This window comes from Sphingomonas sp. P3_C5, assembly GCF_056402635.1.
This window is the reverse complement of record NZ_JBFUHA010000001.1, coordinates 569,430-589,731: the sequence shown is the minus strand read 5'-3', so window position 1 is coordinate 589,731 and position 20,302 is coordinate 569,430. Positions and strand designations below refer to the sequence as shown.

The window sequence follows — 20,302 nt, the reverse complement described above, 5'->3', positions numbered from 1 at the left end:
CGCGCGTCAGCGGCGACGAAAACGTCTTGCAACCAGCCCGATCAGCCGCTCCGGCCCAGGCATCGCCTCTTCAAGGCCGACAGGTGAATCTCGATCGACAGGAGCTGCATAAGTCCCGAATAGGTGATCCCAGAGGATCATGACCTCACCGAAATTGCGATCATGCTCCGTTCGGCGCGGGCGATGATGGGCGCGGTGCAGGCCAGGCGTCACCAGGATATGGCCGACCAGCGGCTCAGCCGGCGTGCGGATGTCCGCGTGCTGCCACAAAGCGAGCGCGAACAATAGCGTGTCAGCGGCGAGCACCACCGAGATCGGCGGGCCCAGCAGCAAGACGGTCGCGGCGGCCGCGGGAAGAGTCAGCGCCAGCTCGACCGGATGGTTGCGCAGCGTGGTGGAGACATCGACGGCACGATCGCCATGATGCACCCGGTGCAGGCGCCAGAACAGCGGCACACCATGGCTGAGCCTGTGCACCCAGTAAGTGACGAAACTGCGCGCAATTAAGGTGAAGACAAACAGGATTCCCCAGGGTAGCGCCACCACATGCCCGAGCCCGACGCCAGTCGCCTCAGCCAGCACTGCTGCGGCGAGCGTGGAGACTGGCAGTGCGCTGCCAAGCGCGATGTTGATGGCGCCGAGCGAGAAATTCACGAACAGCCGCGTGTCGCTGCCGGATCGGGAAGGGCCCGGGGCAATCGTTTCAATCAGCGCGAGCAGGGCAAAACACGCCACTAGCAGTACAGCCCAGATCCATCCGCCCGTCTGCACCTGTCTCGCCCTCGAATGATGCCTTGCTTAAGCTCGCCCGAATGCTAGCCTCTGCTTACCGACAAACACAGGGGGGTATTTGATGTTAAAGTCCGTCGCGCTCGACATTGTCGCTTTCGGCGCGCTTGTCGCGTTTGCATCTCCCGCTTTCGCCGGCAATGTGGTGACCCCGGCACCGATTGCCGGCGTTGGCATCGGCGCGATTGCGCTGATCGGCATGGGCTATCGCGCCCTGAAGCGCCGGGCCAAGCGCTGAGTGACGGCGCGGCGGCGCTACGCCGCCCGCTTTCTTCTTTGAAGCTGCTGACATGCGACCGGGCAATGGCGTTTGCCTTTGCCGGAGCGCTTGCCGTGCTCAACGCGCTCGCCGATCCGATTCTGTCATCGCTGCGGGGCCTCGGCCTGTTCGGGACATTGCTGTCGCTGGCCGGAATCAGCGCGGTGGTCTGGTTCGCGCTGTTCGCTGTGCTCCGTATCGCGTGCGACCCGGAGTCCCTCGAGACCGCATGCCCCCGGTGGTACCGCGCCGATCCGTTCGTGCTGATGCCGATCGTGGCGCTGACGCTGTTCCCCGCGCCATGGCCAGCGGCAGTCGCCGTTTTCGCAACGGGGGGCTGGTTGATCGCCACCGCCCGAGACGGCCGTTCGAGACGTATAGCGCTTGTGCTGCTCGCGCTCAGTGGGCCGTTGCTGTGGGGGCGGGTGATCCTGACTCTTTTTGCCCCGGCGCTGCTGGCCCTTGACGGGCATATCGTTGGCGCCCTGGCCGGAACCGAGGCGACGGGCAATACGGTCGGCTTTGTCGGGAAAGGGGCGCGCTTCATCATCGGCGGGCCCTGTTCGTCGGTCCATAATATCTCGCTTGCGATCCTCTTGTGGAGTTCGATCGTCGCCTTGCTCGATCTGCGGGTCGACCGGCCCTTGATCGTCGCCGGCGTGGTCGCGATGGCCGGAATGTTCGCGTTGAATATCGTACGGCTGACGGCGATCGCCTATTTCCCCGCCGATTTCGACTCGCTCCACCTCGGCACGGGCGCAACGCTCTTTTCCTGGGCCGGCCTGCTGTTGGCCGGCCTGATTGTCGGGGGCGGGGCTTATGCCGCGATCGACCGCCAGCGTTAGCATGATGCTGGTGCTGCTTGCTTTGGCGGCGACCGGTTCGATCGCGCTGAAGGGTGCTATGCGGTCAGCGCCTGAACAGGTGCTTGCGGATCAGGCGTTGCGCAAGATCGCCGTGCGTCTCGCTCAGCAAGGCTTTGCCGTCCGGATCGAGCGGCACCCGGTTCAGAATGACGTGGTGCTGGCGGATCGCGGGGCCTGCCGAATCAGCGCGCGCGATGCCTCGCCCGGGGCGGCTTTCGCCACCGCCTTTGCTCAGCAAGCTGCATCCGTCGGTGCCGTGCGTTATCTCTATCGCCGGCAGCAATACACGGCACCGCCCGAGACCAGGACGATGCTCTTTAGGCTAGTGCCACGAACGCTCGATCGGCTGGGCGTGCATCTCGCCCGGCCATTGCCCGTTGCGATCGCCACATCGAGCACTTGCCCTGCCGGAGACTTCGGCCTCGGCGATATCAGCGTCACGCCATAACCCGACAAGAGTTGTGTGCCTCATTGCCTATGCGCTAGGCCCCGCCGCATGACCGCCCCCGAACTCCGCGCCGCCGCACTCGAATCCAAAGCCTGGCCCTATGAAGAGGCGCGCAAGCTGCTGAAGCGCTATCCTGACGGCAAACAGGGTGCGCCGGTCCTGTTCGAGACCGGCTATGGTCCGTCGGGTCTGCCGCATATCGGCACCTTCAACGAAGTGCTGCGCACGACCATGGTGCGCAACGCCTTCCACGCGCTCAGCGACACGCCGACGCGGCTGATCGCCTTTTCGGACGACATGGATGGGTTGCGGAAGGTTCCGGACAATGTCCCGAACAAGGCGATGCTTACCGAATATCTCGGCAAGCCGCTGACCAAGGTGCCCGATCCCTTCGAGAAGTTCGAAAGCTTCGCGCACCACAACAACGCGATGCTGCGCGATTTTCTCGATCGCTATGGCTTCAATTATGAATTCCTGTCTTCGACGACCGAATATGCGTCCGGGCGGTTCGACCCGACCCTGAAGCTGATCCTGCAGCGCTATCAGGCGATCATGGACGTGATGATCCCGACGCTCCGCGCCGAGCGCGCCGCGACCTATTCGCCGATCCTGCCGATCAGCCCGAAATCGGGCATCGTGCTCCAGGTTCCAGTTGAGGTGATCGATGCCGACGCCGGGATTATCGCTTTCATGGATGAAGGGGACCGGATCAAGCAGTCGGCGCTGGGCGGCATGGCCAAGCTGCAATGGAAGGTCGATTGGGCGATGCGCTGGACCGCGCTGCAGGTCGATTACGAGATGTCTGGCAAGGATCTGATCGACAGCGTCACCCAGGCGTCGAAGATCACGCGGGTGCTCGGCGCTCGTCCGCCCGAGGGCCTCACCTATGAGATGTTCCTCGACGAAAAGGGCGAGAAAATCTCAAAGTCCAAGGGCAATGGCCTCAGCCTCGACGATTGGCTGACCTATGGCCCCGAGGAGAGCCTTGCCTTCTACATCTTCCGTGAACCGCGAAAGGCGAAGTCGCTCCACATGGGCGTCATACCGCGCGCGGTGGACGATTACTGGCAGTTCCGGGGCAATTATGCCGGCCAGGAGCTGAAGGAGAAGCTCGGCAATCCCGTCCACCATATTCATGACGGCAAACTGCCGACGGGCGAGCTGCCGGTGACGTTCGGCCTGCTGCTCAACCTTGTTGGGGTGATGGGTGACGCCACCAAGGAGCAGGTCTGGGGTTATCTCGCCAATTATGTGCCTGATGCGACGCCAGAGCTTTATCCCGAACTCGACCGGCTGATCGGCCATGCGCTTGCCTATGGCCGCGATTTCGTCGCGCCGACGCTGAAGCGGCGTGCGCCGGAAGGCGTGGAGATCGCGGCACTCGAACAGCTTGATGCCGATCTCGCCGCTCTGCCCACCGAGGCGAGCGCGGAGGAGATCCAGAATATCGTCTATGAGATCGGGAAGACCGGCGGGTTCGAGAATCTGCGCGACTGGTTCAAGGCATTGTACGAGACGCTGCTCGGATCGAGCCAGGGGCCGCGCATGGGCAGCTTCATCGCGCTCTATGGCATCGAAAATACGCGCAAATTGATCGCCGAGGCATTGGCGCGGTGACCCGTCAGCGCGCCGCCTCGGTGCTGCGCGACTTCCTCGCCAACGAGGCGATGGGCGGGATTTTGCTGATCGCAGCGGCGGCGCTGGCGATGATCGCCGCCAATTCGGGTCTGGCCGGTGCTTATTTCGGACTGCTGCATTGGGAGACCGGTCCGGTTCTCGCGCCGGCGATCGGCCCGATGACCGTGCATCTGTGGATCAACGATGCGCTGATGGCGATCTTCTTCCTGCTGGTCGGGCTTGAGATCAAGCGCGAGCTCGTCGACGGGCAACTGGCGAGCGCTGAGCGCAGGCGGTTGCCGATCATCGCTGCGGCGGCGGGCATGATCTGCCCCGCGATCCTGTATCTCGCGATCACTGGCGGCGCGGCGGACCTTCGCCCGGGCTGGGCGATCCCCGCGGCGACCGACATCGCCTTTGCCATCGGCGTACTGGCGCTGCTTGGCTCACGCATTCCGCCGTCCCTCAAGCTGTTCCTGACCACCGTCGCGATCGTCGACGATATGGGTGCGGTCGCGATCATCGCGGTCTTCTACAGCCATGGGCTGGCGCTGCTCGCGCTGGCAGCGGCGGCAATCGTCGCGGCTGGCATGGCAGCGATGAACCGGTTTGGCGTCATTCGACTCTGGCCCTATCTGATTGGGTTTGGGCTGTTGTGGCTTCTGATACTGATGTCCGGCGTGCATGCGACGATCGCCGGGGTGGTGACGGCGATGCTGATCCCGATCCGTGCGCGCGACCATGATGGCTCGCCGCTGCACCGGCTCGAACATGCGCTGAACCCATGGGTCGCCTATGCGATTGTGCCGCTGTTCGGGTTCGCCAATGCCGGGGTGTCGCTCAGTGGCAGCTCGGCCAGCGTCCTCATCGAGCCGCTGGTACTCGGCATTGCGCTGGCGCTGTTCTTCGGCAAGCAGATCGGGATTTTTGGGAGCATTCGCCTTGCCGTGCGTTTCGGCGTCGCGCGCGCACCAGGCGGCGCGAGCTGGACGCAGATTTATGGCGTTTCACTGCTCGCGGGGATTGGCTTCACGATGAGCCTGTTCATCGGCGGCCTCGCCTTTCCAGGCGGTGGTACGATGATGGACGAGGTGAAGATCGGCGTGCTGGCGGGATCGATCCTGTCGGCAGTCACAGGCTATGTCGTGCTGCGCCTCGCACCTAGAGTGACGCCATGAAACGCTTTTTCGATCCCCGCCAGCTTGCCCATGCGCCCGAGAAGGAGCTGCACAATGGCGGCTTCACCGATTTCGCCGAGAAACCGGTACGTGCCGAGGCGATCCTCGCCGCGATCGGCGGCGCTGACTTGCCTACCGATCACGGCGAAGCGGCAATCCGCGCGGTGCATGACGCCGGCTATCTGGATTTCCTGAAGACCGGCCCGGCGCGCTGGGCAGCGGCGGGCCGGCCTGGTGACGTCATGGGGTATATTTGGCCAATCGTTGGCCGGCGTCCGCTCAAGCTGGACCGGATCGATGCGCTCGCCGGGCGTTATAGCCTTGACGCCTCGACGCCGTTGACCGGCGAAACCTGGAACGCTGCCTATTGGAGTGCGCAATCGGTTCTCTCGGCGCTCGATGCGGTGCTGGCGGGTGATCGCGCCGCCTTCGCTCTGTGTCGTCCGCCGGGCCACCATGCCGGCGCCGACTATCTGGGCGGCTATTGCTATCTCAACACCGCCGCGATTGCCGCGCAGGCAGCGCGCGATGCTGGGATGAGGCGGGTCGCGATCCTCGATATCGACTATCATCACGGCAATGGCACCCAGGATATCTTCTGGACGCGCGGTGACATGTTCTACGCCTCGATCCATGCCGACCCCATGACCGACTATCCCTTTTTCTGGGGCCATGCCGACGAGACCGGCGAAGGCGATGGCGCCGGCACGACGCTCAACCTTCCGCTGCCGCAAGGCGCTCAGCTCGAATCGTTTCGCGCCGCGCAGAGGGTGGCGCTCGATGCAATCGCTGCCTTCAAACCTGAGCTGCTGATCGTCAGCTTTGGTGCCGATACATGGGAAGGTGATCCGATCTCCCACTTCGCGTTGCGGACCCAGGACTATGCGGTGCTCGCCCGGGACATCGCCACGCGGGGCTGGCCAGTCCTGATCGCGATGGAAGGTGGTTATGCAATCGACGCGCTCGGCGGCAACGTGACGAGCCTTCTCGGCGGCTTCGCCTGAACCTCAGGCGGGGCCGATTCGATCAGCGACGAACGCCACGCGTTCAGCGACCGAAGCCCGCGGCACTTTGATAAGTTCATAGCCGTAGCCGCGATAGGTCTCAGCCATCACATCGAATGTTGCGCTCGCCACCCCTGCTGACTGCTTGCGCTCCGCATCACCGGTGAAGATCTCGGCCCAGAAGGGGGCGATGAAGACGCGAGGGTTATAGCGGCATGCCCATGCCGCCGCATTGATATGCGGCGGTACCGGCAGCCCCGAGACACGCAGGAAGCCGGCGATATCGGGGACACCGCGATCCAGAACGGTCACCGTCCCGGTCGCCAGCGCCGCCGCATGCGCTGCCACGTCACGGACCATCATCAGCTCAGCAAAGGCCCGCTGGTCGGCCCAGGGAAGGGCGTTGCCGCCAGTCGCAAGCTGCTCGCGGATCACGGCGCGGCCAACTTCGGGGCTAGTCGCGATACCCGCATGGGCAAGCGCATCGATCAATGTCGTCTTGCCCGATCCGGGACCTCCAGTGAGGACAAACAGGCGATTGGCGTCCATCGGGTCCTTCGGGGAGCAGCGCGATCTGCCTAGTCAGACGTCCAGATATTCCTGAGCCGGCCGGCGGAGAGATAGAAAAGCTGGGATGACGTTTCGAGGAATTCGACCTGGATCGAATCATGGCGGTTCCGGACGATATGCTCGTCGGTCACATTACCGTATCGCCCTGGGCCAAGACGTCGCACAACGCCAAGATTCTGCACGCGAGAGGAGGTCATCAGCCTCGGCCGGTCGGCGGCGTGAAAAAGCATCACCCGCTCCATCCGCTGCCCGCCCCCGGTCGAGAGCATAGCGACGGCGACATGCGGCGTGCCCGACCCATCAAGCCGCGCTCGCGCGAATCCCGGGCAGGTTCCGGGATAGGCCTTGCGCCAGAGCGCGCTGTCGTCGGGATTGAGGTCAGCCAGATCGACCATGCGCCAGCCTGAATGGCCGGCAAGCCAGGATCGCGCCTCTTGCGGCAGGTCGCAACGCGCCTGCGCGCCGGAGGCCAGACAGAGCGACAGGATGCCGGCAGCCCTTGCGAGTGCCGGCATCCCGATGGTCACCCCAGTTTCTCGGTGAGTTCGGGCACGATCTTGAACAGGTCGCCGACCAGCCCGATGTCAGCCACCTGGAAGATCGGGGCGTCCTCGTCCTTGTTGATGGCGATAATCGTCTTGGAATCCTTCATGCCCGCGAGATGCTGGATCGCGCCGGAGATGCCGATCGCGATATAGACTTCGGGCGCGACGATCTTGCCCGTCTGGCCGACCTGGTAATCGTTCGGGACATAGCCGGCATCCACCGCGGCGCGCGAGGCGCCGACGCCAGCGCCGAGCTTGTCGGCGAGCGGTTCGATCAGGCTGTGGAAGTTCTCGCTGTTCTGGAGCGCACGGCCGCCCGACACGATGATCTTGGCCGAGGTGAGCTCAGGGCGCTCTGACTTGGCGATCTCCGAGCCGGCAAAGGTCGAGAGGCCTTTGTCGCCGGTCGCAGCGACCTTCTCGATGGTGCCGGAGCCGCCGCTGGTCGCGGCCTTTTCGAAGGCGGTACCGCGCACGGTGATGACCAGCTTGGCGTCCTTGGTCTGGACGGTCGCGATCGCGTTGCCGGCATAGATCGGGCGGGTGAAGGTATCCGGACCCTCGACCGAGAGGATGTCGCTGATCTGCATCACGTCGAGCAGAGCAGCGACGCGTGGCGCGATGTTCTTGCCGTTCGAGGTTGCCGGGAACAGCACCGCGTCGTGATGCCCCATCAGCTCGACGACGAGCGGTGCGACATTCTCGGCCAGCGCATGCGCATAGGCAGCATCATCAGCGACATGGACCTTGCCGACGCCGGCGATCTGCGCTGCCTCGGCGGCAACGCTGTCGACGCCCTGGCCGGCGACGAGGAGATGGACCTCGCCGAGTTTCGACGCTGCGGTGACCACGGCGAGCGTTGCGTCCTTGACGGCCTTGCCGTCATGTTCGACCCAGACGAGCGTCTTCATTTCGCGACTCCCATCACTTTGAGTTTTTCGATCAGGGCATCGACATCGGCAACCTTGACGCCAGCGGTACGCTTGGCGGGCTCGACGACCTTGAGGGTGGTGTGGCGCGGCGCAACGTCGACGCCGTAATCAGCGGGCGTCTTCTGCGCCATCGGCTTGGACTTCGCCTTCATGATGTTGGGCAGCGAGGCGTAGCGTGGCTCGTTGAGGCGAAGATCGGTGGTGACGATCGCGGGGAGCTTCAGATCCTCGGTCTCGGAGCCGCCATCAACTTCGCGGGTCACCTTGGCGACGCCATCAGCGACGACCACGGCGCTAGCGAACGTGCCCTGGCCCCAGCCGAGCAGGCCAGCGAGCATCTGGCCGGTCTGGTTGTTGTCGTCGTCGATCGCCTGCTTGCCCAGGATGATCAGATCGGGCTTTTCCTCCTCGGCAATCTTGGCGAGCAGCTTGGCGACGCCCAGCGGCTCGACCTTTTCGTCCAAGACGACCAGGATCGCGCGGTCAGCGCCCATGGCGAGCGCGGTGCGGAGCGTTTCCTGGCTCTTCTGCTCGCCGATCGAGACAGCGACGATCTCGGTGACCACGCCCTTTTCCTTCAGGCGGATGGCTTCCTCAACCGCGATCTCGTCGAACGGGTTCATGCTCATCTTGACGTTGGCAAGATCGACGCCCGTGCCGTCCGCCTTCACGCGGGGCTTCACATTATAGTCAAGCACCCGCTTGACCGGGACCAGCACCTTCATTGCAATCCACTCCTGTGTCTGAACACTTCCCTGGGGAGGAGGGTTCAGGCCGCCTTCTTGACCTCGGCGACGATTTTGCGGGCGGCATCGCCCAGATCATTGGCAGGCACGATAGCGAGACCCGAGGTCGAGAGGATCTTCTTGCCCTCCTCGACATTGGTGCCCTCGAGCCGGACCACAAGCGGCACCGCGAGGTTCACTTCCTTCGCCGCCGCAACGATGCCCTCGGCGATGATGTCGCACTTCATGATGCCGCCAAAAATGTTGACGAGGATGCCCTTCACGGCGGGATCGGCGAGGATGATCTTGAACGCCGCCGTCACCTTCTCCTTGTTGGCGCCGCCGCCGACATCGAGGAAGTTGGCCGGGAACATGCCGTTGAGCTTGATGATGTCCATCGTCGCCATGGCGAGGCCTGCGCCGTTGACCATGCAGCCGATATCGCCGTCGAGCTTGATATAAGCGAGATCGTATTTGGAGGCTTCGAGCTCGGAGGGATCTTCCTCAGTCTCGTCGCGGAGCTCCATCAGGTCCTTGTGGCGGAACAGAGCGTTCGAATCGAAACCGACCTTCGCATCGAGCACCATCAGCTTGCCGTCGGTGGTAAGGGCAAGCGGGTTGATTTCGATCTGGGCGGCATCGGTGCCCATGAACGCATCATAGAGCTTCGAAGAAACGTTCGACGCCTGCTTGGCGAGATCGCCCTTCAGCCCGAGCGCGTTGGCGACGGCGCGGCCGTGATGGGGCATGAAGCCGGTCGCGGGATCGACGGCGAAGCTGTGGATCTTTTCCGGCGTGTCATGCGCGACGGTTTCGATGTCCATGCCGCCCTCGGTCGAGACGACGAACGCGACTCGGCCCGTGACGCGATCGACCAGTAGCGCGAGGTAGAATTCCTTGGCGATATCGACGCCGTCAGTGACGTAGAGGCGGTTGACTTGCTTGCCATGCTCGCCGGTCTGGATCGTCACCAGCGTGTTGCCGAGCATGTCGGTCGCCGCCGCGCGGACTTCGTCGGCGGTCTTTGCCAGCCGGACGCCGCCCTTGGCATCGGGGCCCAATTCCTTGAACTTGCCCTTGCCGCGACCGCCGGCATGGATCTGCGCCTTCACCACATAGAGCGGCCCGGGGAGTTTCGCTGCCGCTTCAACTGCTTCGTCAGCGCTCATCGCGGCAAAGCCTGCGGGAACGGGTACGCCGAACTTGGCGAGGAGATCCTTGGCCTGATATTCGTGGATGTTCATGAGGGGCGCGAGCCTTTCGAAGATCGGGGAATGCGCCGCCTTAAGCACAGCGTGCGCGGCGAATCCACCCCCACAACTGGTAAGTCGCGCGGCGCGACTTTACCCGACACCGAGCGCACAGAGCGCGGCCGAGCTTGTCGTGACCCCGACGATCTTCGAATCGTTGAGCGAGCGGACGCGGTAGAGGAACTGATCGAGCGACTTCGAATGCTCGGCCTTGCCGAGCCCCGACAGCCGCCGCAGCTGGAGCAAGGAGAGGCGCTCGACCATGCGGTGGGCCATGCAGCCAGCCACCGGCTTCGGGATTCCCGCATTCACCAACCCGGCGCGTGTCATATCCTCGGGCGTCGAGCAGGCGCCGAGCATCAGCAACGGTGGCGCCACCAGGGCACCGATCAAAAGAACACGCAACGCTTCATCCTTTCGTGCAACCCGGCCGACCCGCAGCTATACGCCCCCACATGTCCTGGGCAACTGGCCTTTTCCTGTTCACCCTGACCATCATATTGATGGAAGGGTTCGCTTATGTCGCGCACCGCTGGGTGATGCATGGGCCGGGCTGGTTTCTTCATGCGAGCCACCATGCACCGCGCAAGGGTAACTGGGAGCTGAACGACCTTTATGCGGTGATCTTCGCGGTGCCGTCCTTCGTGCTGCTGCTCGGCGGCGCTCAACTCGGCTGGTGGCCGGGCTTCACCTGGATCGGCGCTGGGATCGCCGGATATGGCGCCATCTATTTCGGCTTCCATGATGTGATCGTCCACAAGCGGCTCGACCACCGCTATCTGCCCAAATCCGCCTATATGAAGCGGATCATTCAGGCGCACCGGCTGCACCATGTCGTCGAGACCAAGGCGGGGACGGTAAGCTTCGGCTTCCTCTGGGCGCCCAAGCCCGAGGCGCTGAAGGCCGAACTCAAGCGCCGCGACCGGGCCGGGGTGCGTGCACCGACCGGGCAGGGCGCAACCCTCGATTGAACGAATCGCTGCTCTTCTTCGCGCTGGCCGTTCCAGCGGTAATCCTGCTCGGCCTCTCCAAGGGCGGCTTCGTCGGACTTGGCGCGCTGTCGCTGCCACTGCTCGCGCTGGCGATATCGCCGGTGCGCGCGGCGGCGATCCTGCTGCCGATCCTGATCGTCCAGGATGTCGTCGGCGTCTGGGCGTTCCGGAAGAGCTGGGACGGGCATGTCCTTGCCTGGATGCTGCCGGGGTCGATGATCGGGATCGCGCTTGCCTATGTCTTCGCGACGCGGGTTTCGGAGCAGGGTGTGCTGGGTGTCGTCGGCACGATCTCGATCTTGTTCGGTGCGTACCGGCTCTGGATTGATCGCCGTGGCGCTATTTCCGCTCCGGCACGATCGCCCGGCTGGGTCGGCACGCTCGCAGGCGTGGCGTCGGGCTTCACCAGTCAGATCGCGCACGCGGGTCAGCCGCCCTTCCAGATCTGGGTGCTGCCCAAACGCCTGCCGCGCGACGTGCTGGTCGGCACCACCGCCATCTTCTTTGCCGCGACCAACTGGCTGAAGGTGCCGGCCTATTGGGCACTCGGCCAGTTCAGCCGCGAGAATATGCTGGCGGCGGCGACATTGCTGCCGGTCGCGATCGCCTCGACCTTTGCCGGGGTGTGGCTAGTGCGGCGGGTTTCGCCGGCGCGTTTCTATTCCGCTATTTACGCGCTGATGATTCTGGTCGGCGTAAAACTGGTGTGGGATGCCGTTGCCTGAAATAGAATCAATTTCACTCAGTCAAAGAGCGAGGATACCGAGGTTTCGTCGGCGATCCGCTTGATCGCCTCGGCGAGCAAGGGCGCGATCGTCAGCAAACGGATGCGCTGGGCATCCTTGACCACATCATGCTGGCCGATTGAATCAGTGATGATGAGCTCCTCTAGCACCGACCCTTCGACCCGCGCCACCGCGCCGCCCGACAGCACGCCGTGGGTGACATAGGCGACGACACCGGCGGCACCCGCCTGTTGCAGCGCCGCGGCCGCATTGCAGAGCGTGCCGGCCGAATCGACGATATCGTCGATCAGGATGCAGAATCGGCCAGCGACATCGCCGATGATGTTCATCACCTCGGATTCGCCCGCACGCTCGCGGCGCTTGTCGACGATGGCGAGGTCAGCGTTGTTGAGCCGCTTCGCCAGCGCCCGGGCGCGCACGACGCCGCCGACGTCAGGCGACACCACCATGATGTCGCGGTCGGCAAAGCGCGTCAGGATATCGGCCGACATCACTGGCGCGCCGTAGAGATTGTCGGTCGGGATATCGAAGAAGCCCTGGATCTGCCCGGCATGGAGATCGACTGACAGCACGCGGTCGGCGCCCGCCACGGTGATCAGATTGGCGACGAGCTTGGCCGAGATCGGGGTGCGCGGCCCCGGTTTGCGATCCTGCCGGGCATAGCCGAAATAGGGGATGACCGCCGTGATGCGCTTGGCCGAGGCGCGGCGCAGCGCATCGATGCAGATCAGCAATTCCATGAGATTGTCGTTGGCGGGGAAGCCGGTCGACTGCAGGACAAACACATCCTCGCCGCGGACATTCTCCTGGATCTCGACGAACACCTCTTCGTCAGCGAAGCGGCGGACGCTCGCGCTGGTCAGCGGGATTTCGAGATAGTCGGAAACCGCGCGCGCCAGCGGCAGGTTGGAATTGCCGGTCATCAATTTCATGCGCGTTCCTCGCCCGGCCGATGCGGCCGCTCCGGCGGCTCTTAGCCAGCGAAGCCCGAACGTGAAAGACTTGTTACGGCCAAAGACCGATCACAAGGCCGATGATCGTGAATTGCACGAGGTGATAGCCGGCATTGATCGCCCAGAAAGCCAGGCTGCGGTCCTCGAACAGATACTGGATGGCGAAAGCGGACCCGATCAGCCCGGAAATCGCGACGCCGGTCAGCAGGGCGTGGCACAGGCCGGGTGCGGGACCGACGATCAATGCGAAGACGATCGCCGCGACGATCGAGGTGACCATACCGATCGCGATCTTCGGGCCATGGCCCTTGCCTTCGGGCGGCGCATCCATGTCGATGCCCATCTCGACCGCCCAGCGGCGCAGGAACATGGCTTTGGAATACCAGAGGCCGCCCGGGAAATAGCCGATGATGCCGGCGAAGATGGCGGCGATGAGGTTGATATGCTGCATATTGCCCTCCCCTTGTTGGGAGGCAGAATAGCACTGAACTGGCGTCACGGTTAGCGGCACCGATTCGTCGTCGCCCCGGGCACAGACCTTCCCCGGTTGATCTGGCCAAGCGCAGGGTTGTCACGGTGCCGTTCGCTAGCCTCCGCGTATCGCCACATAGGCCCCGACCAGGATCACGATCGACGCGAAGAGGCGCTCGAGCAGGCCCTTGCGCGCGGCGAGCCGGCGTCCGAGGATCATCCCGATCGCTGCGCCGGCCGCGCCGCCGACGATCAGGAGCGCGGCGAGCCGCCAGTCGACATAGCCAGAAAGCGCATAGGAGGTCGCCGTGGTCAGGCCGAGCGCCGTCACGACGACGAGCGAGGTACCGACCGCGAGCGCGAGCGGCATCGCAGTGGCGGCGACCAGGCCGGGGACGATCAGGAACCCGCCGCCTATGCCGAAAAAGCCGGCGGCGAGGCCGACGCCGAAGCCGATCGGGACAAGGCGCGGCAGCAGCGCTCCGGCGGTTGCACGCGAAAGACGAACGTTCGGCAACGGCGCGGTGCGGCGCTTGCGCAGCATCGACAGGCCGACGCCGATCATCAGCAGCCCGAACAGCATCAACAACTGCTTGCCATCGACCAGCTTGCCGATCTCGGCCCCGACGCCGGCCCCGATCATCCCGGCGACCGCGAACACCAGGGCACAGGGCCACTTCACGGTGCCGGCGCGTGCATGCCCGGCAAGACCGATCGCCGCATTGGCCGCGACGGCAACGGCGGCGGTGCCGATCGCCTCATGCGCCGAGCCGACGCCGACGACATAGACGAGAAGCGGCACGGCGAGAATCGACCCGCCGCCGCCGACCAGGCCGAGCACGATGCCGATCACCCCGCCCGACACGAGCGCCAGCAGGATCTGGGTGATCGTCATCGCAGCCTCAGGCGGCCCGCGCGCGGCGATTCCACGGCATGACGCGCAGCAATTTCGCCGTGCCGCACCAGCCAGTCGCACCCGCCATCACCAAGCCTGTGCCGACAAAGGCTGAAAGCCCGAAAAAGCCGGGTGCGACCAGGAAGCCAAGGGCGATTCCGAGCAGTACGAGCCCGCCCGCCACGAGCTGGACCTGCCGCATGATCTCGAGCGGCTGGCCCCGGTCGACGGCCGTCGGCAGTCCGGCGGCCTGCCACGCGTCGATGCCGCCAGCGAGGACATGACAGGGTGCATCGCCGCCCACCGCGGCGAGCCGCCCGGCATTCGCGCTCGTGCGCGCGCCGGACCGGCAATGGAAGACGATCGACGCCGACTGCCGGGGCAGGCGATCGATGTCGCCGATCGGCAGGTTGACGGCGCCCGGGATGTTCCGGCGCGCATATTCGTCGGCATCGCGAATATCGACCAGCGTCGCGCCCTTGGCGACAAGCTGCGCCGCCTCGGCGGGAGTGACTGAGGGAAGGCTCATCGAAATCAATCCTTGCAATAGAGCTGGTAGAGAGTGGCGAGCAAAGCCTCGGTTCGCGGATCGGCGATGCGATACCAGAGCGTCTGGCTTTCGCGCCGGAAGGCGACCAGGCCCTCCTCACGCATCTTCGCCAGATGCTGAGACAGCGCCGACTGGGAGAGGGCGACCTCGCGCGCCAAGTCTCCCACGGTCATTTCGCCATGCTCGACGAGCTTGCACAGCAGCATCAGGCGCCGCTGATTGGCCATCGCCTTGAGCAGGGCAGACACGGCGCCGGCTTTCTTCTCGAACGTGGCGAGATCCACTGGTGGCTCGAGCATCATGGCTTTACTCCTTTAGCTATTGCTAATTTAGGTATTGCTAATATATTGTCAAGCGACAGGAGAGATTGCGATGTCAGCCAAGCCGATCATCGAAGCGTTTTTCGACGAGCCGACCAACACGATCAGCTATCTGGTCGTCGATCCCGCCGGCGGCGACGCGGCGGTGATCGACCCGGTGCTTGATTTCGACATGCCGTCGGGCGCAGCGGATACGCGCTCGGCCGATCGGATTCTGGCGGTCGCCGCCGAGCATGGCTGGCGAATCGCGATGGTGCTCGAAACGCATGCACATGCCGACCATCTCTCGGCCGCCGCCCATATCAAGGCGAGGACCGGGGCATGGATCGGGATCGGCGAGCATATCAGCGACGTTCAGAAGATCTTCGGTCCGGTCTTTGGCTTTGATGACCTGAAGACCGACGGGTCCGATTTCGACCGGCTGTTCGGGGATGGCGAGCGCTTCGCGATCGGCGCGCTCGAGGTGACGGTGATGCACGTGCCTGGCCATACGCCCGCCGACATCGCCTATCTGATCGGCGACGCAGCCTTTGTCGGCGATACGCTGTTCATGCCCGATTACGGCACCGCGCGCGCCGACTTTCCCGGCGGCGACGCCCACCAGCTCTACCGGTCGATCCGCCGGGTGCTGAGCCTGTCCGACGACACGCGATTGTTCCTGTGCCACGACTATAAGGCACCTGGCCGCGACACCTATCGTTGGGAAACGACGGTCGGCGAAGAGCGGCGCGCCAGCATCCATGTCCGCGACGGCATCAGCGAAGAGGCGTTCGTCACCATGCGCGAGGCGCGCGACGCGACGCTCGCGGTGCCGAAGCTGTTGCTGCCCTCAGTCCAGGTCAATATCCGCGCGGGACATTTTCCGGAGCCCGATGCAAATGGGGTGCGGTATCTGCGCATTCCGGTCAAAGGTCCGCCTGGATCGTCGTTGGCCTAGCGCCGTCACTTCCCGCGAAGGCGCTTTTCCCAGTCGATCTGGCTGAGCGCGACGATCAGGCCAAGCATGGCGAGCTGGAGTGCGATCCCGACCGGGTTGGTGAGGCTGCGGCGGAATGCGTCGCCGAGGCTCGATTCGCGGATATGATGGGCCGAGAAGGCGTAGATCGAATAGGAGACGACGCGGCCGGCGAAGAAGGCAGCGGTGAAGGGGAGGAGGCGTATTTTGGTGAGCCCGGCGGCTTCGAACAGCTGGGCTGACGGAAGCGGCGACAGCGCGAACAGGCCGAGGCCGAGGATCGCGTTGCGCTTGCGGCGACCGAGCGCGTCGCTTGCCGCGGCGAGATTTCGCCTGGTCTTTTCCGGCAGGCGGTCAGCGAGCAGGCGAAAGGCGTGGGCGAGAAGGAAGCGACCCGATGCGGCGGCCAGCGCGCCGATCAGGACGAGCACCGGGACCGGCAGTTTCGAGTTGAGGCCGTAGAGGATGATGATCGACCAAGTGGGCGGGCCGAAGGCGGGCATGAGGTTCACGCCCAGCACGATCAGGAAGAAGATCAGATAATCGGTCACTGTGGCTGTACATATGGGGCGCGGGGGGACTCGGATAGGTTAGGAGTGTGAGGCGGATTCGGTTGGGTCGGTTAGTCCTCCCTTCGGAGGCTACTGGCTGCACATAACGTTGCGGGCGTCATTCTTCCCCTCTCCTTTCAGGAGAGGGGCAAGCTGCGCAGCAGCGCGGGGTGAGGTTGAGGGCGGGACTCATGCCAGTCACCCTCACCCTTCCCGTGCTTCGCACGGGCCCCTTCCCTCTCCCGATGGAGAGGGAGAAGAGAAGCACGCACCCGTTTCGCGCTCTCGCCCCCCGGGCAGCTGCACACTTCTATCTTCGGGTCTCGGACAGGAAGATGAAGGAGTAATCCGAGGCATAAGGCGCCTGCGCCCCGCCCGGCTTCGCCACCTTTCTCAGCGCGCCCCGCTTCGTCCCCCGCAACAGGCTCGGCGAGGCGACCGAGGCGAAGTTCGCGTGGCAATCCATGCAGCTGTTCGAACTTTGCTGGAAGGATTCGAGCGTCGTGTTGGCGACGATCTGGCTGGTGCCGCCGGCGCTTCCCGTCGGGGTCGGCTTGCCCATCGTCAGCGGCACCCTGAGCCCCGGCCCGGGCGCGTCGTTATTCTGGATCGCCTGCTGCGGCCATTGGACATCGACCAGCCGGTAATAGTTGAACACCGATTTCGCCGGCAGCAGCTCCCAGACATAGGCTGTCACCTTGTTGGCGGTGGCACCGACCGGGTTGAGCCGGGTGATCTGCATCGGCTTGTCATAGGGGTCGCAGACTGTGCCCGATATCCCGCACGGGACCGGCGGGGCATTGTGCTTGCACTGGTAGGTCGGGTCCTTTTTCGGATCGCAGATCGGGTTGAAGAAGGTGAAACCCGGCGAGGGCTTCTGGTTGGCATTGGCCGGCAGTGCCGGCGGGGTGAAGCCGCCATTGGCTGCCTCGTCCGGGCTGTTGTCGGTCTGCTCGAAGGTCGCCCAGACCCAGGGCAGGCGCGGGAAGCGCTTGCGGATGATGTGCATGCCGACCAGGCCGACCGTCACCGTCCGCGTCTGGTGGGAGGCCGGATCCTCGATCTTCGCGAGCGCCGTCTTGTAGCGATAGTCGATCGAATGGTCGGCTGGCAGCGGCGTCCATGCCGCCTTGATCTCCATCGCGCCGACGCCGTCGCCATAATGGGCGGTGGCGCCGGTGCAGTCGGTATCGTCCCAGCCATCGCCGATCCCCGCGGGCATGTTGAGGCCGCCGCGGAGCTTCGTGCCGGGCGGATAGGGCGGCTTGATCGGCGGCCCGTCCGACACTGGCTGGCCGGTTTGGGTCGCGCAATCGAGCTGGCCCTTGGCGGTGGTCAGGTTGAAATTCTTCTGGGTGGTGATGAACTGGAATTCGTCGCGGTTCATCATCACTTCGTAATAGGTGACGTCACCGCGCTGGTTGGTCAGCCAATGATCGCCGCTGCCAGCCTGGGTGATGGCGCTGAGGTCCAGTTTGCCGAACTTCGAGATGCGGACGAGCGACTTGATCGCCGGGCGCTTGCGCTCCCACATGCCGGTGAGGATAATGTTCGGATCGAACACGCTCGACGCTTCGAGATACCCCTCCCATACCTTCGGCGTCGCGTCGCCCGGCGTGCCGAAATCGGCCCAGGTCGCGCTCTTGTCGGGATAGCCGAGCCGGTTCGGATCACCCTTCCAGTTCAGCGCGATGAAGGACTGCCAGGCCGAGCAATCGACCTCGGCTTGATTGCCGCCGGGATTCATCGGCATGGTCGAGCTCTTGTCGGGCGCAAGCGCGCCGCAAGGGCTGGCGCCCGCGGTCTGGGTGCCGCTTCCATTGTCGGGCGTGGCGGCGGGGTGGCAGCCGGCAAGGCCGGCAGCACCCAGCGCGAGGCTAACCATCGCGAAAAGGACGGAACGGCCGTCGCGGCGCAGGCGTGATGTCATGATCAGCTCTCCCCCGCCGCGCATCTCGCGCGGCGCCCGTTTGCGATGCACGCGGCGGAGATGGAAGCGGGACTGCCCACGACGCACCATTCCCCGTAAGGACGGGCTGACGCGCCCGCTGAACAGCCTCCCGCTCCCGCGGTGCGCAGGACCCCCTGGTGCCGCCGGCTAGCGATCATTGCGCGATTATCAGCCAAAGGAAATGCTTTTCCGCCGTCGCCGGGGTGGTCGAGACCGGGATCGATCCGATCGCCGCGCCCGAAGGAACGGGGCGCGGTTGTTACGGTCGATCGTGGGGGCTACAGGGCGCGCATGACAATCCTGACTCGTTTCGCCCCCTCGCCCACCGGGCAGCTGCATGTCGGCAATATCCGCACTGCGCTGCACAACTGGCTATGGGCTCGGAAGAGCGGCGGGCGGTTCGTGCTTCGGATCGACGATACCGATGCCGAGCGGAGTGAAGAGCGGTTTGTCGAGGCGATCCGCGCCGATCTTGCCTGGCTTGGGCTCGCGCCGGATGGCGAGGCGCGGCAGTCGGCGCGGTTTGCTCTGTACGAGGCGCGGTTTGTGGCGCTGCGCGATGCCGGCCATGTCTATCCGGCCTATGAGACTGCGCAGGAGCTCGACCTCAAGCGCAAGATCGCGGCTGGGCGTGGGCTGCCGCCGGTCTATGACCGTGCCGCGCTCGCGCTGACCGATAGCGACCGTACCGCCCTCGAGGCCCAGGGCGTTACGCCGCATTGGCGTTTCAAGCTCGACCATTCGACACCGATCGAGTGGGACGATCTGATCCGCGGCCATCAGCGCTTCGACCCCGCGACGATGAGCGACCCGGTGATCCGCCGCGCCGATGGGTCCTGGCTCTATATGCTGCCGTCCGCGATCGACGATGCCGAGATGGGGGTGACCCATGTCGTGCGCGGCGAGGACCATGTCTCCAATACCGCGCTGCAGCTGCAGATGTTCGCGGCGATGGGGAGCGCGGCGCCGGCCTTTGCGCATGAGGCTCTGCTGATCGGCAGCGAGGGCAAATTGTCGAAGCGGCTTGGATCGCTTGGCGTCGAGTCGTTCCGCGAGATGGGGATCGAACCCGAGGCGGTGCGGGCGCTGCTCGCGCGAATCGGCACCAGCCTGCCGGTCGAGCCGCTGATTGATACCGAGACGCTGATCGACACGTTCGATTTCGGGCGATTCGGCCGAGCCCCGGCGCGATTCGACGAAGCGGAATTGTCGGCGCTCAACGCGCGGATCGTCCATCAGCTCGATTTCGACTCGGTGGCGGCGCGGTTGCCGGCCGGGATGGCGCGGGACGGCTGGGAGGCGGTGCGGCCCAATCTCTCGACCGTTGCCGAGGCTGCCGACTGGTGGCATGTGATCGAAGGGCCGATCCATGCCGATGCCGATCCGGCTGATGGCGATTTCCTGGCCGAAGCGGCGCGAGTCGCGGAGGAGGTCGATTGGGCGGGCGACCCATGGCATGCGCTGACCGGCGCGCTCAAGGCCAGTTCCGGCAGGAGCGGCAAGGCACTGTTCCTGCCGCTGCGGCGAGCGCTGACCGGGCTTGATCATGGGCCCGATATGAAGGCGCTTTTGCCGCTGATCGGGCGTGAGCGGGCGATTGAGCGGCTGAGCAAGTATTAGGGTTCTCGCAAAGGCGCGAAGGCGCAAAGAAGTCGCCTCGAGGCGGGACGCGGCGGACTCTTACGCTGAACATCGGTACTTCTGAAGGAGTTTAGGCCTGTTTCGCATGGGCTGC

At 64.6% G+C, this 20,302-nt stretch carries 24 protein-coding genes; 10 read left to right on the top strand and 14 right to left on the bottom strand.

The annotated features are described in order from the left end of the window. Positions 1 to 6: 6 nt before the first annotated feature. Positions 7 to 735 (bottom strand): sterol desaturase family protein, encoded by a 729-nt coding sequence (locus AC1DVS_RS02895; RefSeq protein ID WP_478020095.1) that lies wholly within the window; start codon positions 733 to 735, stop codon positions 7 to 9. Between the two features lie 118 nt (positions 736 to 853). Here AC1DVS_RS02895 and AC1DVS_RS02890 point away from each other — a divergent pair, with 118 nt between their 5' ends. The 6 genes from AC1DVS_RS02890 to AC1DVS_RS02865 all read left to right on the top strand — a co-directional run bounded on the left by AC1DVS_RS02890 (position 854) and on the right by AC1DVS_RS02865 (position 6,161). Further along, positions 854 to 1,027, top strand: a complete 174-nt coding sequence (locus AC1DVS_RS02890; RefSeq protein WP_478020093.1) for a hypothetical protein — start codon at positions 854 to 856, stop codon at positions 1,025 to 1,027. Positions 1,028 to 1,092: 65 nt separating this feature from the next. Next, the gene (locus AC1DVS_RS02885; protein ID WP_478020091.1) at positions 1,093 to 1,893 is read left to right on the top strand and encodes a hypothetical protein; all 801 of its coding nucleotides are present in this window, start codon (positions 1,093 to 1,095) and stop codon (positions 1,891 to 1,893) included. Then, entirely contained in the window at positions 1,868 to 2,362 is a 495-nt protein-coding gene (locus AC1DVS_RS02880) for a hypothetical protein (protein ID WP_478020089.1), read from the top strand. The genes AC1DVS_RS02885 and AC1DVS_RS02880 overlap by 26 nt, the downstream gene beginning before the upstream one ends. Positions 2,363 to 2,410: 48 nt before the next feature. Then, complete coding sequence (locus AC1DVS_RS02875) at positions 2,411 to 3,979, top strand: lysine--tRNA ligase (protein WP_478020088.1); 1,569 nt, start codon at positions 2,411 to 2,413, stop codon at positions 3,977 to 3,979. After that, a complete protein-coding gene (nhaA, locus tag AC1DVS_RS02870; protein WP_478020086.1) occupies positions 3,976 to 5,157 on the top strand; it encodes a Na+/H+ antiporter NhaA in 1,182 nt (393 codons plus the stop codon). Before AC1DVS_RS02875 ends, nhaA begins: the two co-directional genes overlap by 4 nt. Continuing rightward, positions 5,154 to 6,161: a histone deacetylase family protein gene (locus tag AC1DVS_RS02865; RefSeq protein WP_478020084.1), complete on the top strand. Its 1,008-nt coding sequence runs from the start codon at positions 5,154 to 5,156 to the stop codon at positions 6,159 to 6,161. Before nhaA ends, AC1DVS_RS02865 begins: the two co-directional genes overlap by 4 nt. A gap of 3 nt (positions 6,162 to 6,164) precedes the next feature. Here AC1DVS_RS02865 and AC1DVS_RS02860 read toward each other — a convergent pair whose 3' ends face one another. The 6 genes from AC1DVS_RS02860 to AC1DVS_RS02835 form a co-directional block, all read right to left on the bottom strand. After that, complete coding sequence (locus AC1DVS_RS02860) at positions 6,165 to 6,710, bottom strand: AAA family ATPase (RefSeq protein WP_478020082.1); 546 nt, start codon at positions 6,708 to 6,710, stop codon at positions 6,165 to 6,167. 29 nt (positions 6,711 to 6,739) lie between these two features. Beyond that, positions 6,740 to 7,258 carry a hypothetical protein gene (locus AC1DVS_RS02855; RefSeq protein WP_478020080.1) on the bottom strand — a complete coding sequence of 173 codons (519 nt, stop codon included), beginning with the start codon at positions 7,256 to 7,258 and terminating at the stop codon, positions 6,740 to 6,742. Next, the gene (locus tag AC1DVS_RS02850; RefSeq protein ID WP_478020078.1) at positions 7,255 to 8,187 is read right to left on the bottom strand and encodes an electron transfer flavoprotein subunit alpha/FixB family protein; all 933 of its coding nucleotides are present in this window, start codon (positions 8,185 to 8,187) and stop codon (positions 7,255 to 7,257) included. Before AC1DVS_RS02850 ends, AC1DVS_RS02855 begins: the two co-directional genes overlap by 4 nt. Continuing rightward, on the bottom strand, positions 8,184 to 8,933 hold the full coding sequence (locus tag AC1DVS_RS02845) for an electron transfer flavoprotein subunit beta/FixA family protein (RefSeq protein ID WP_478020076.1): 750 nt from the start codon (positions 8,931 to 8,933) through the stop codon (positions 8,184 to 8,186). The genes AC1DVS_RS02850 and AC1DVS_RS02845 overlap by 4 nt, the downstream gene beginning before the upstream one ends. Before the next feature lie 44 nt (positions 8,934 to 8,977). Beyond that, positions 8,978 to 10,177: an ADP-forming succinate--CoA ligase subunit beta gene (sucC, locus tag AC1DVS_RS02840; protein WP_478020074.1), complete on the bottom strand. Its 1,200-nt coding sequence runs from the start codon at positions 10,175 to 10,177 to the stop codon at positions 8,978 to 8,980. A gap of 99 nt (positions 10,178 to 10,276) precedes the next feature. After that, positions 10,277 to 10,588 (bottom strand): hypothetical protein, encoded by a 312-nt coding sequence (locus AC1DVS_RS02835; protein ID WP_478020072.1) that lies wholly within the window; start codon positions 10,586 to 10,588, stop codon positions 10,277 to 10,279. Between the two features lie 50 nt (positions 10,589 to 10,638). Between AC1DVS_RS02835 and AC1DVS_RS02830 the strand changes: the two genes are divergently transcribed. Continuing rightward, positions 10,639 to 11,154 carry a sterol desaturase family protein gene (locus tag AC1DVS_RS02830; protein ID WP_478020070.1) on the top strand — a complete coding sequence of 172 codons (516 nt, stop codon included), beginning with the start codon at positions 10,639 to 10,641 and terminating at the stop codon, positions 11,152 to 11,154. Then, entirely contained in the window at positions 11,151 to 11,900 is a 750-nt protein-coding gene (locus AC1DVS_RS02825) for a sulfite exporter TauE/SafE family protein (protein WP_478020068.1), read from the top strand. The genes AC1DVS_RS02830 and AC1DVS_RS02825 overlap by 4 nt, the downstream gene beginning before the upstream one ends. Before the next feature lie 17 nt (positions 11,901 to 11,917). Here the strand turns inward: AC1DVS_RS02825 and AC1DVS_RS02820 are convergent, their stop codons facing one another. The 5 genes from AC1DVS_RS02820 to AC1DVS_RS02800 all read right to left on the bottom strand — a co-directional run bounded on the left by AC1DVS_RS02820 (position 11,918) and on the right by AC1DVS_RS02800 (position 15,092). After that, a complete protein-coding gene (locus tag AC1DVS_RS02820; RefSeq protein ID WP_478020066.1) occupies positions 11,918 to 12,853 on the bottom strand; it encodes a ribose-phosphate pyrophosphokinase in 936 nt (311 codons plus the stop codon). A gap of 73 nt (positions 12,854 to 12,926) precedes the next feature. Continuing rightward, entirely contained in the window at positions 12,927 to 13,325 is a 399-nt protein-coding gene (locus AC1DVS_RS02815; RefSeq protein ID WP_478020065.1) for a DUF1761 domain-containing protein, read from the bottom strand. 135 nt (positions 13,326 to 13,460) lie between these two features. Continuing rightward, positions 13,461 to 14,240, bottom strand: coding sequence for a sulfite exporter TauE/SafE family protein (locus tag AC1DVS_RS02810; RefSeq protein ID WP_478020063.1), 780 nt, complete (start codon positions 14,238 to 14,240; stop codon positions 13,461 to 13,463). A 7-nt stretch (positions 14,241 to 14,247) separates the two neighbouring features. After that, complete coding sequence (locus tag AC1DVS_RS02805; RefSeq protein WP_478020061.1) at positions 14,248 to 14,769, bottom strand: rhodanese family protein; 522 nt, start codon at positions 14,767 to 14,769, stop codon at positions 14,248 to 14,250. Positions 14,770 to 14,774: 5 nt separating this feature from the next. After that, positions 14,775 to 15,092, bottom strand: coding sequence for an ArsR/SmtB family transcription factor (locus tag AC1DVS_RS02800; protein WP_478020059.1), 318 nt, complete (start codon positions 15,090 to 15,092; stop codon positions 14,775 to 14,777). A gap of 70 nt (positions 15,093 to 15,162) precedes the next feature. Here AC1DVS_RS02800 and AC1DVS_RS02795 point away from each other — a divergent pair, with 70 nt between their 5' ends. Further along, positions 15,163 to 16,047 (top strand): MBL fold metallo-hydrolase, encoded by an 885-nt coding sequence (locus AC1DVS_RS02795; protein ID WP_478020058.1) that lies wholly within the window; start codon positions 15,163 to 15,165, stop codon positions 16,045 to 16,047. Positions 16,048 to 16,052: 5 nt separating this feature from the next. Here the strand turns inward: AC1DVS_RS02795 and AC1DVS_RS02790 are convergent, their stop codons facing one another. Both AC1DVS_RS02790 and AC1DVS_RS02785 read right to left on the bottom strand, forming a co-directional pair. Further along, on the bottom strand, positions 16,053 to 16,616 hold the full coding sequence (locus AC1DVS_RS02790; protein WP_478020056.1) for a hypothetical protein: 564 nt from the start codon (positions 16,614 to 16,616) through the stop codon (positions 16,053 to 16,055). A gap of 310 nt (positions 16,617 to 16,926) precedes the next feature. After that, the gene (locus AC1DVS_RS02785) at positions 16,927 to 18,546 is read right to left on the bottom strand and encodes a hypothetical protein (RefSeq protein WP_478020054.1); all 1,620 of its coding nucleotides are present in this window, start codon (positions 18,544 to 18,546) and stop codon (positions 16,927 to 16,929) included. A gap of 312 nt (positions 18,547 to 18,858) precedes the next feature. Here AC1DVS_RS02785 and gltX point away from each other — a divergent pair, with 312 nt between their 5' ends. Beyond that, a complete protein-coding gene (gltX, locus tag AC1DVS_RS02780; RefSeq protein ID WP_478020052.1) occupies positions 18,859 to 20,187 on the top strand; it encodes a glutamate--tRNA ligase in 1,329 nt (442 codons plus the stop codon). The last annotated feature ends 115 nt before the right edge of the window (positions 20,188 to 20,302 follow it).

What these genes read in the sequence shown, in the direction of transcription:
- AC1DVS_RS02890 (WP_478020093.1), top strand. Translation starts at nt 854, where the DNA reads ATGTTAAAGTCCGTCGCGCTCGACATTGTCGCTTTCGGCGCGCTTGTC.
- AC1DVS_RS02885 (WP_478020091.1), top strand. Translation starts at nt 1,093, where the DNA reads ATGGCGTTTGCCTTTGCCGGAGCGCTTGCCGTGCTCAACGCGCTCGCC.
- AC1DVS_RS02880 (WP_478020089.1), top strand. Translation starts at nt 1,868, where the DNA reads ATGCCGCGATCGACCGCCAGCGTTAGCATGATGCTGGTGCTGCTTGCT.
- AC1DVS_RS02875 (WP_478020088.1), top strand. Translation starts at nt 2,411, where the DNA reads ATGACCGCCCCCGAACTCCGCGCCGCCGCACTCGAATCCAAAGCCTGG.
- AC1DVS_RS02865 (WP_478020084.1), top strand. Translation starts at nt 5,154, where the DNA reads ATGAAACGCTTTTTCGATCCCCGCCAGCTTGCCCATGCGCCCGAGAAG.
- AC1DVS_RS02860 (WP_478020082.1), bottom strand. Translation starts at nt 6,710, where the DNA reads ATGGACGCCAATCGCCTGTTTGTCCTCACTGGAGGTCCCGGATCGGGC.
- AC1DVS_RS02850 (WP_478020078.1), bottom strand. Translation starts at nt 8,187, where the DNA reads ATGAAGACGCTCGTCTGGGTCGAACATGACGGCAAGGCCGTCAAGGAC.
- AC1DVS_RS02845 (WP_478020076.1), bottom strand. Translation starts at nt 8,933, where the DNA reads ATGAAGGTGCTGGTCCCGGTCAAGCGGGTGCTTGACTATAATGTGAAG.
- sucC (WP_478020074.1), bottom strand. Translation starts at nt 10,177, where the DNA reads ATGAACATCCACGAATATCAGGCCAAGGATCTCCTCGCCAAGTTCGGC.
- AC1DVS_RS02830 (WP_478020070.1), top strand. Translation starts at nt 10,639, where the DNA reads ATGTCCTGGGCAACTGGCCTTTTCCTGTTCACCCTGACCATCATATTG.
- AC1DVS_RS02820 (WP_478020066.1), bottom strand. Translation starts at nt 12,853, where the DNA reads ATGAAATTGATGACCGGCAATTCCAACCTGCCGCTGGCGCGCGCGGTT.
- AC1DVS_RS02815 (WP_478020065.1), bottom strand. Translation starts at nt 13,325, where the DNA reads ATGCAGCATATCAACCTCATCGCCGCCATCTTCGCCGGCATCATCGGC.
- AC1DVS_RS02810 (WP_478020063.1), bottom strand. Translation starts at nt 14,240, where the DNA reads ATGACGATCACCCAGATCCTGCTGGCGCTCGTGTCGGGCGGGGTGATC.
- AC1DVS_RS02805 (WP_478020061.1), bottom strand. Translation starts at nt 14,769, where the DNA reads ATGAGCCTTCCCTCAGTCACTCCCGCCGAGGCGGCGCAGCTTGTCGCC.
- AC1DVS_RS02800 (WP_478020059.1), bottom strand. Translation starts at nt 15,092, where the DNA reads ATGATGCTCGAGCCACCAGTGGATCTCGCCACGTTCGAGAAGAAAGCC.
- AC1DVS_RS02795 (WP_478020058.1), top strand. Translation starts at nt 15,163, where the DNA reads ATGTCAGCCAAGCCGATCATCGAAGCGTTTTTCGACGAGCCGACCAAC.
- AC1DVS_RS02785 (WP_478020054.1), bottom strand. Translation starts at nt 18,546, where the DNA reads ATGACATCACGCCTGCGCCGCGACGGCCGTTCCGTCCTTTTCGCGATG.
- gltX (WP_478020052.1), top strand. Translation starts at nt 18,859, where the DNA reads ATGACAATCCTGACTCGTTTCGCCCCCTCGCCCACCGGGCAGCTGCAT.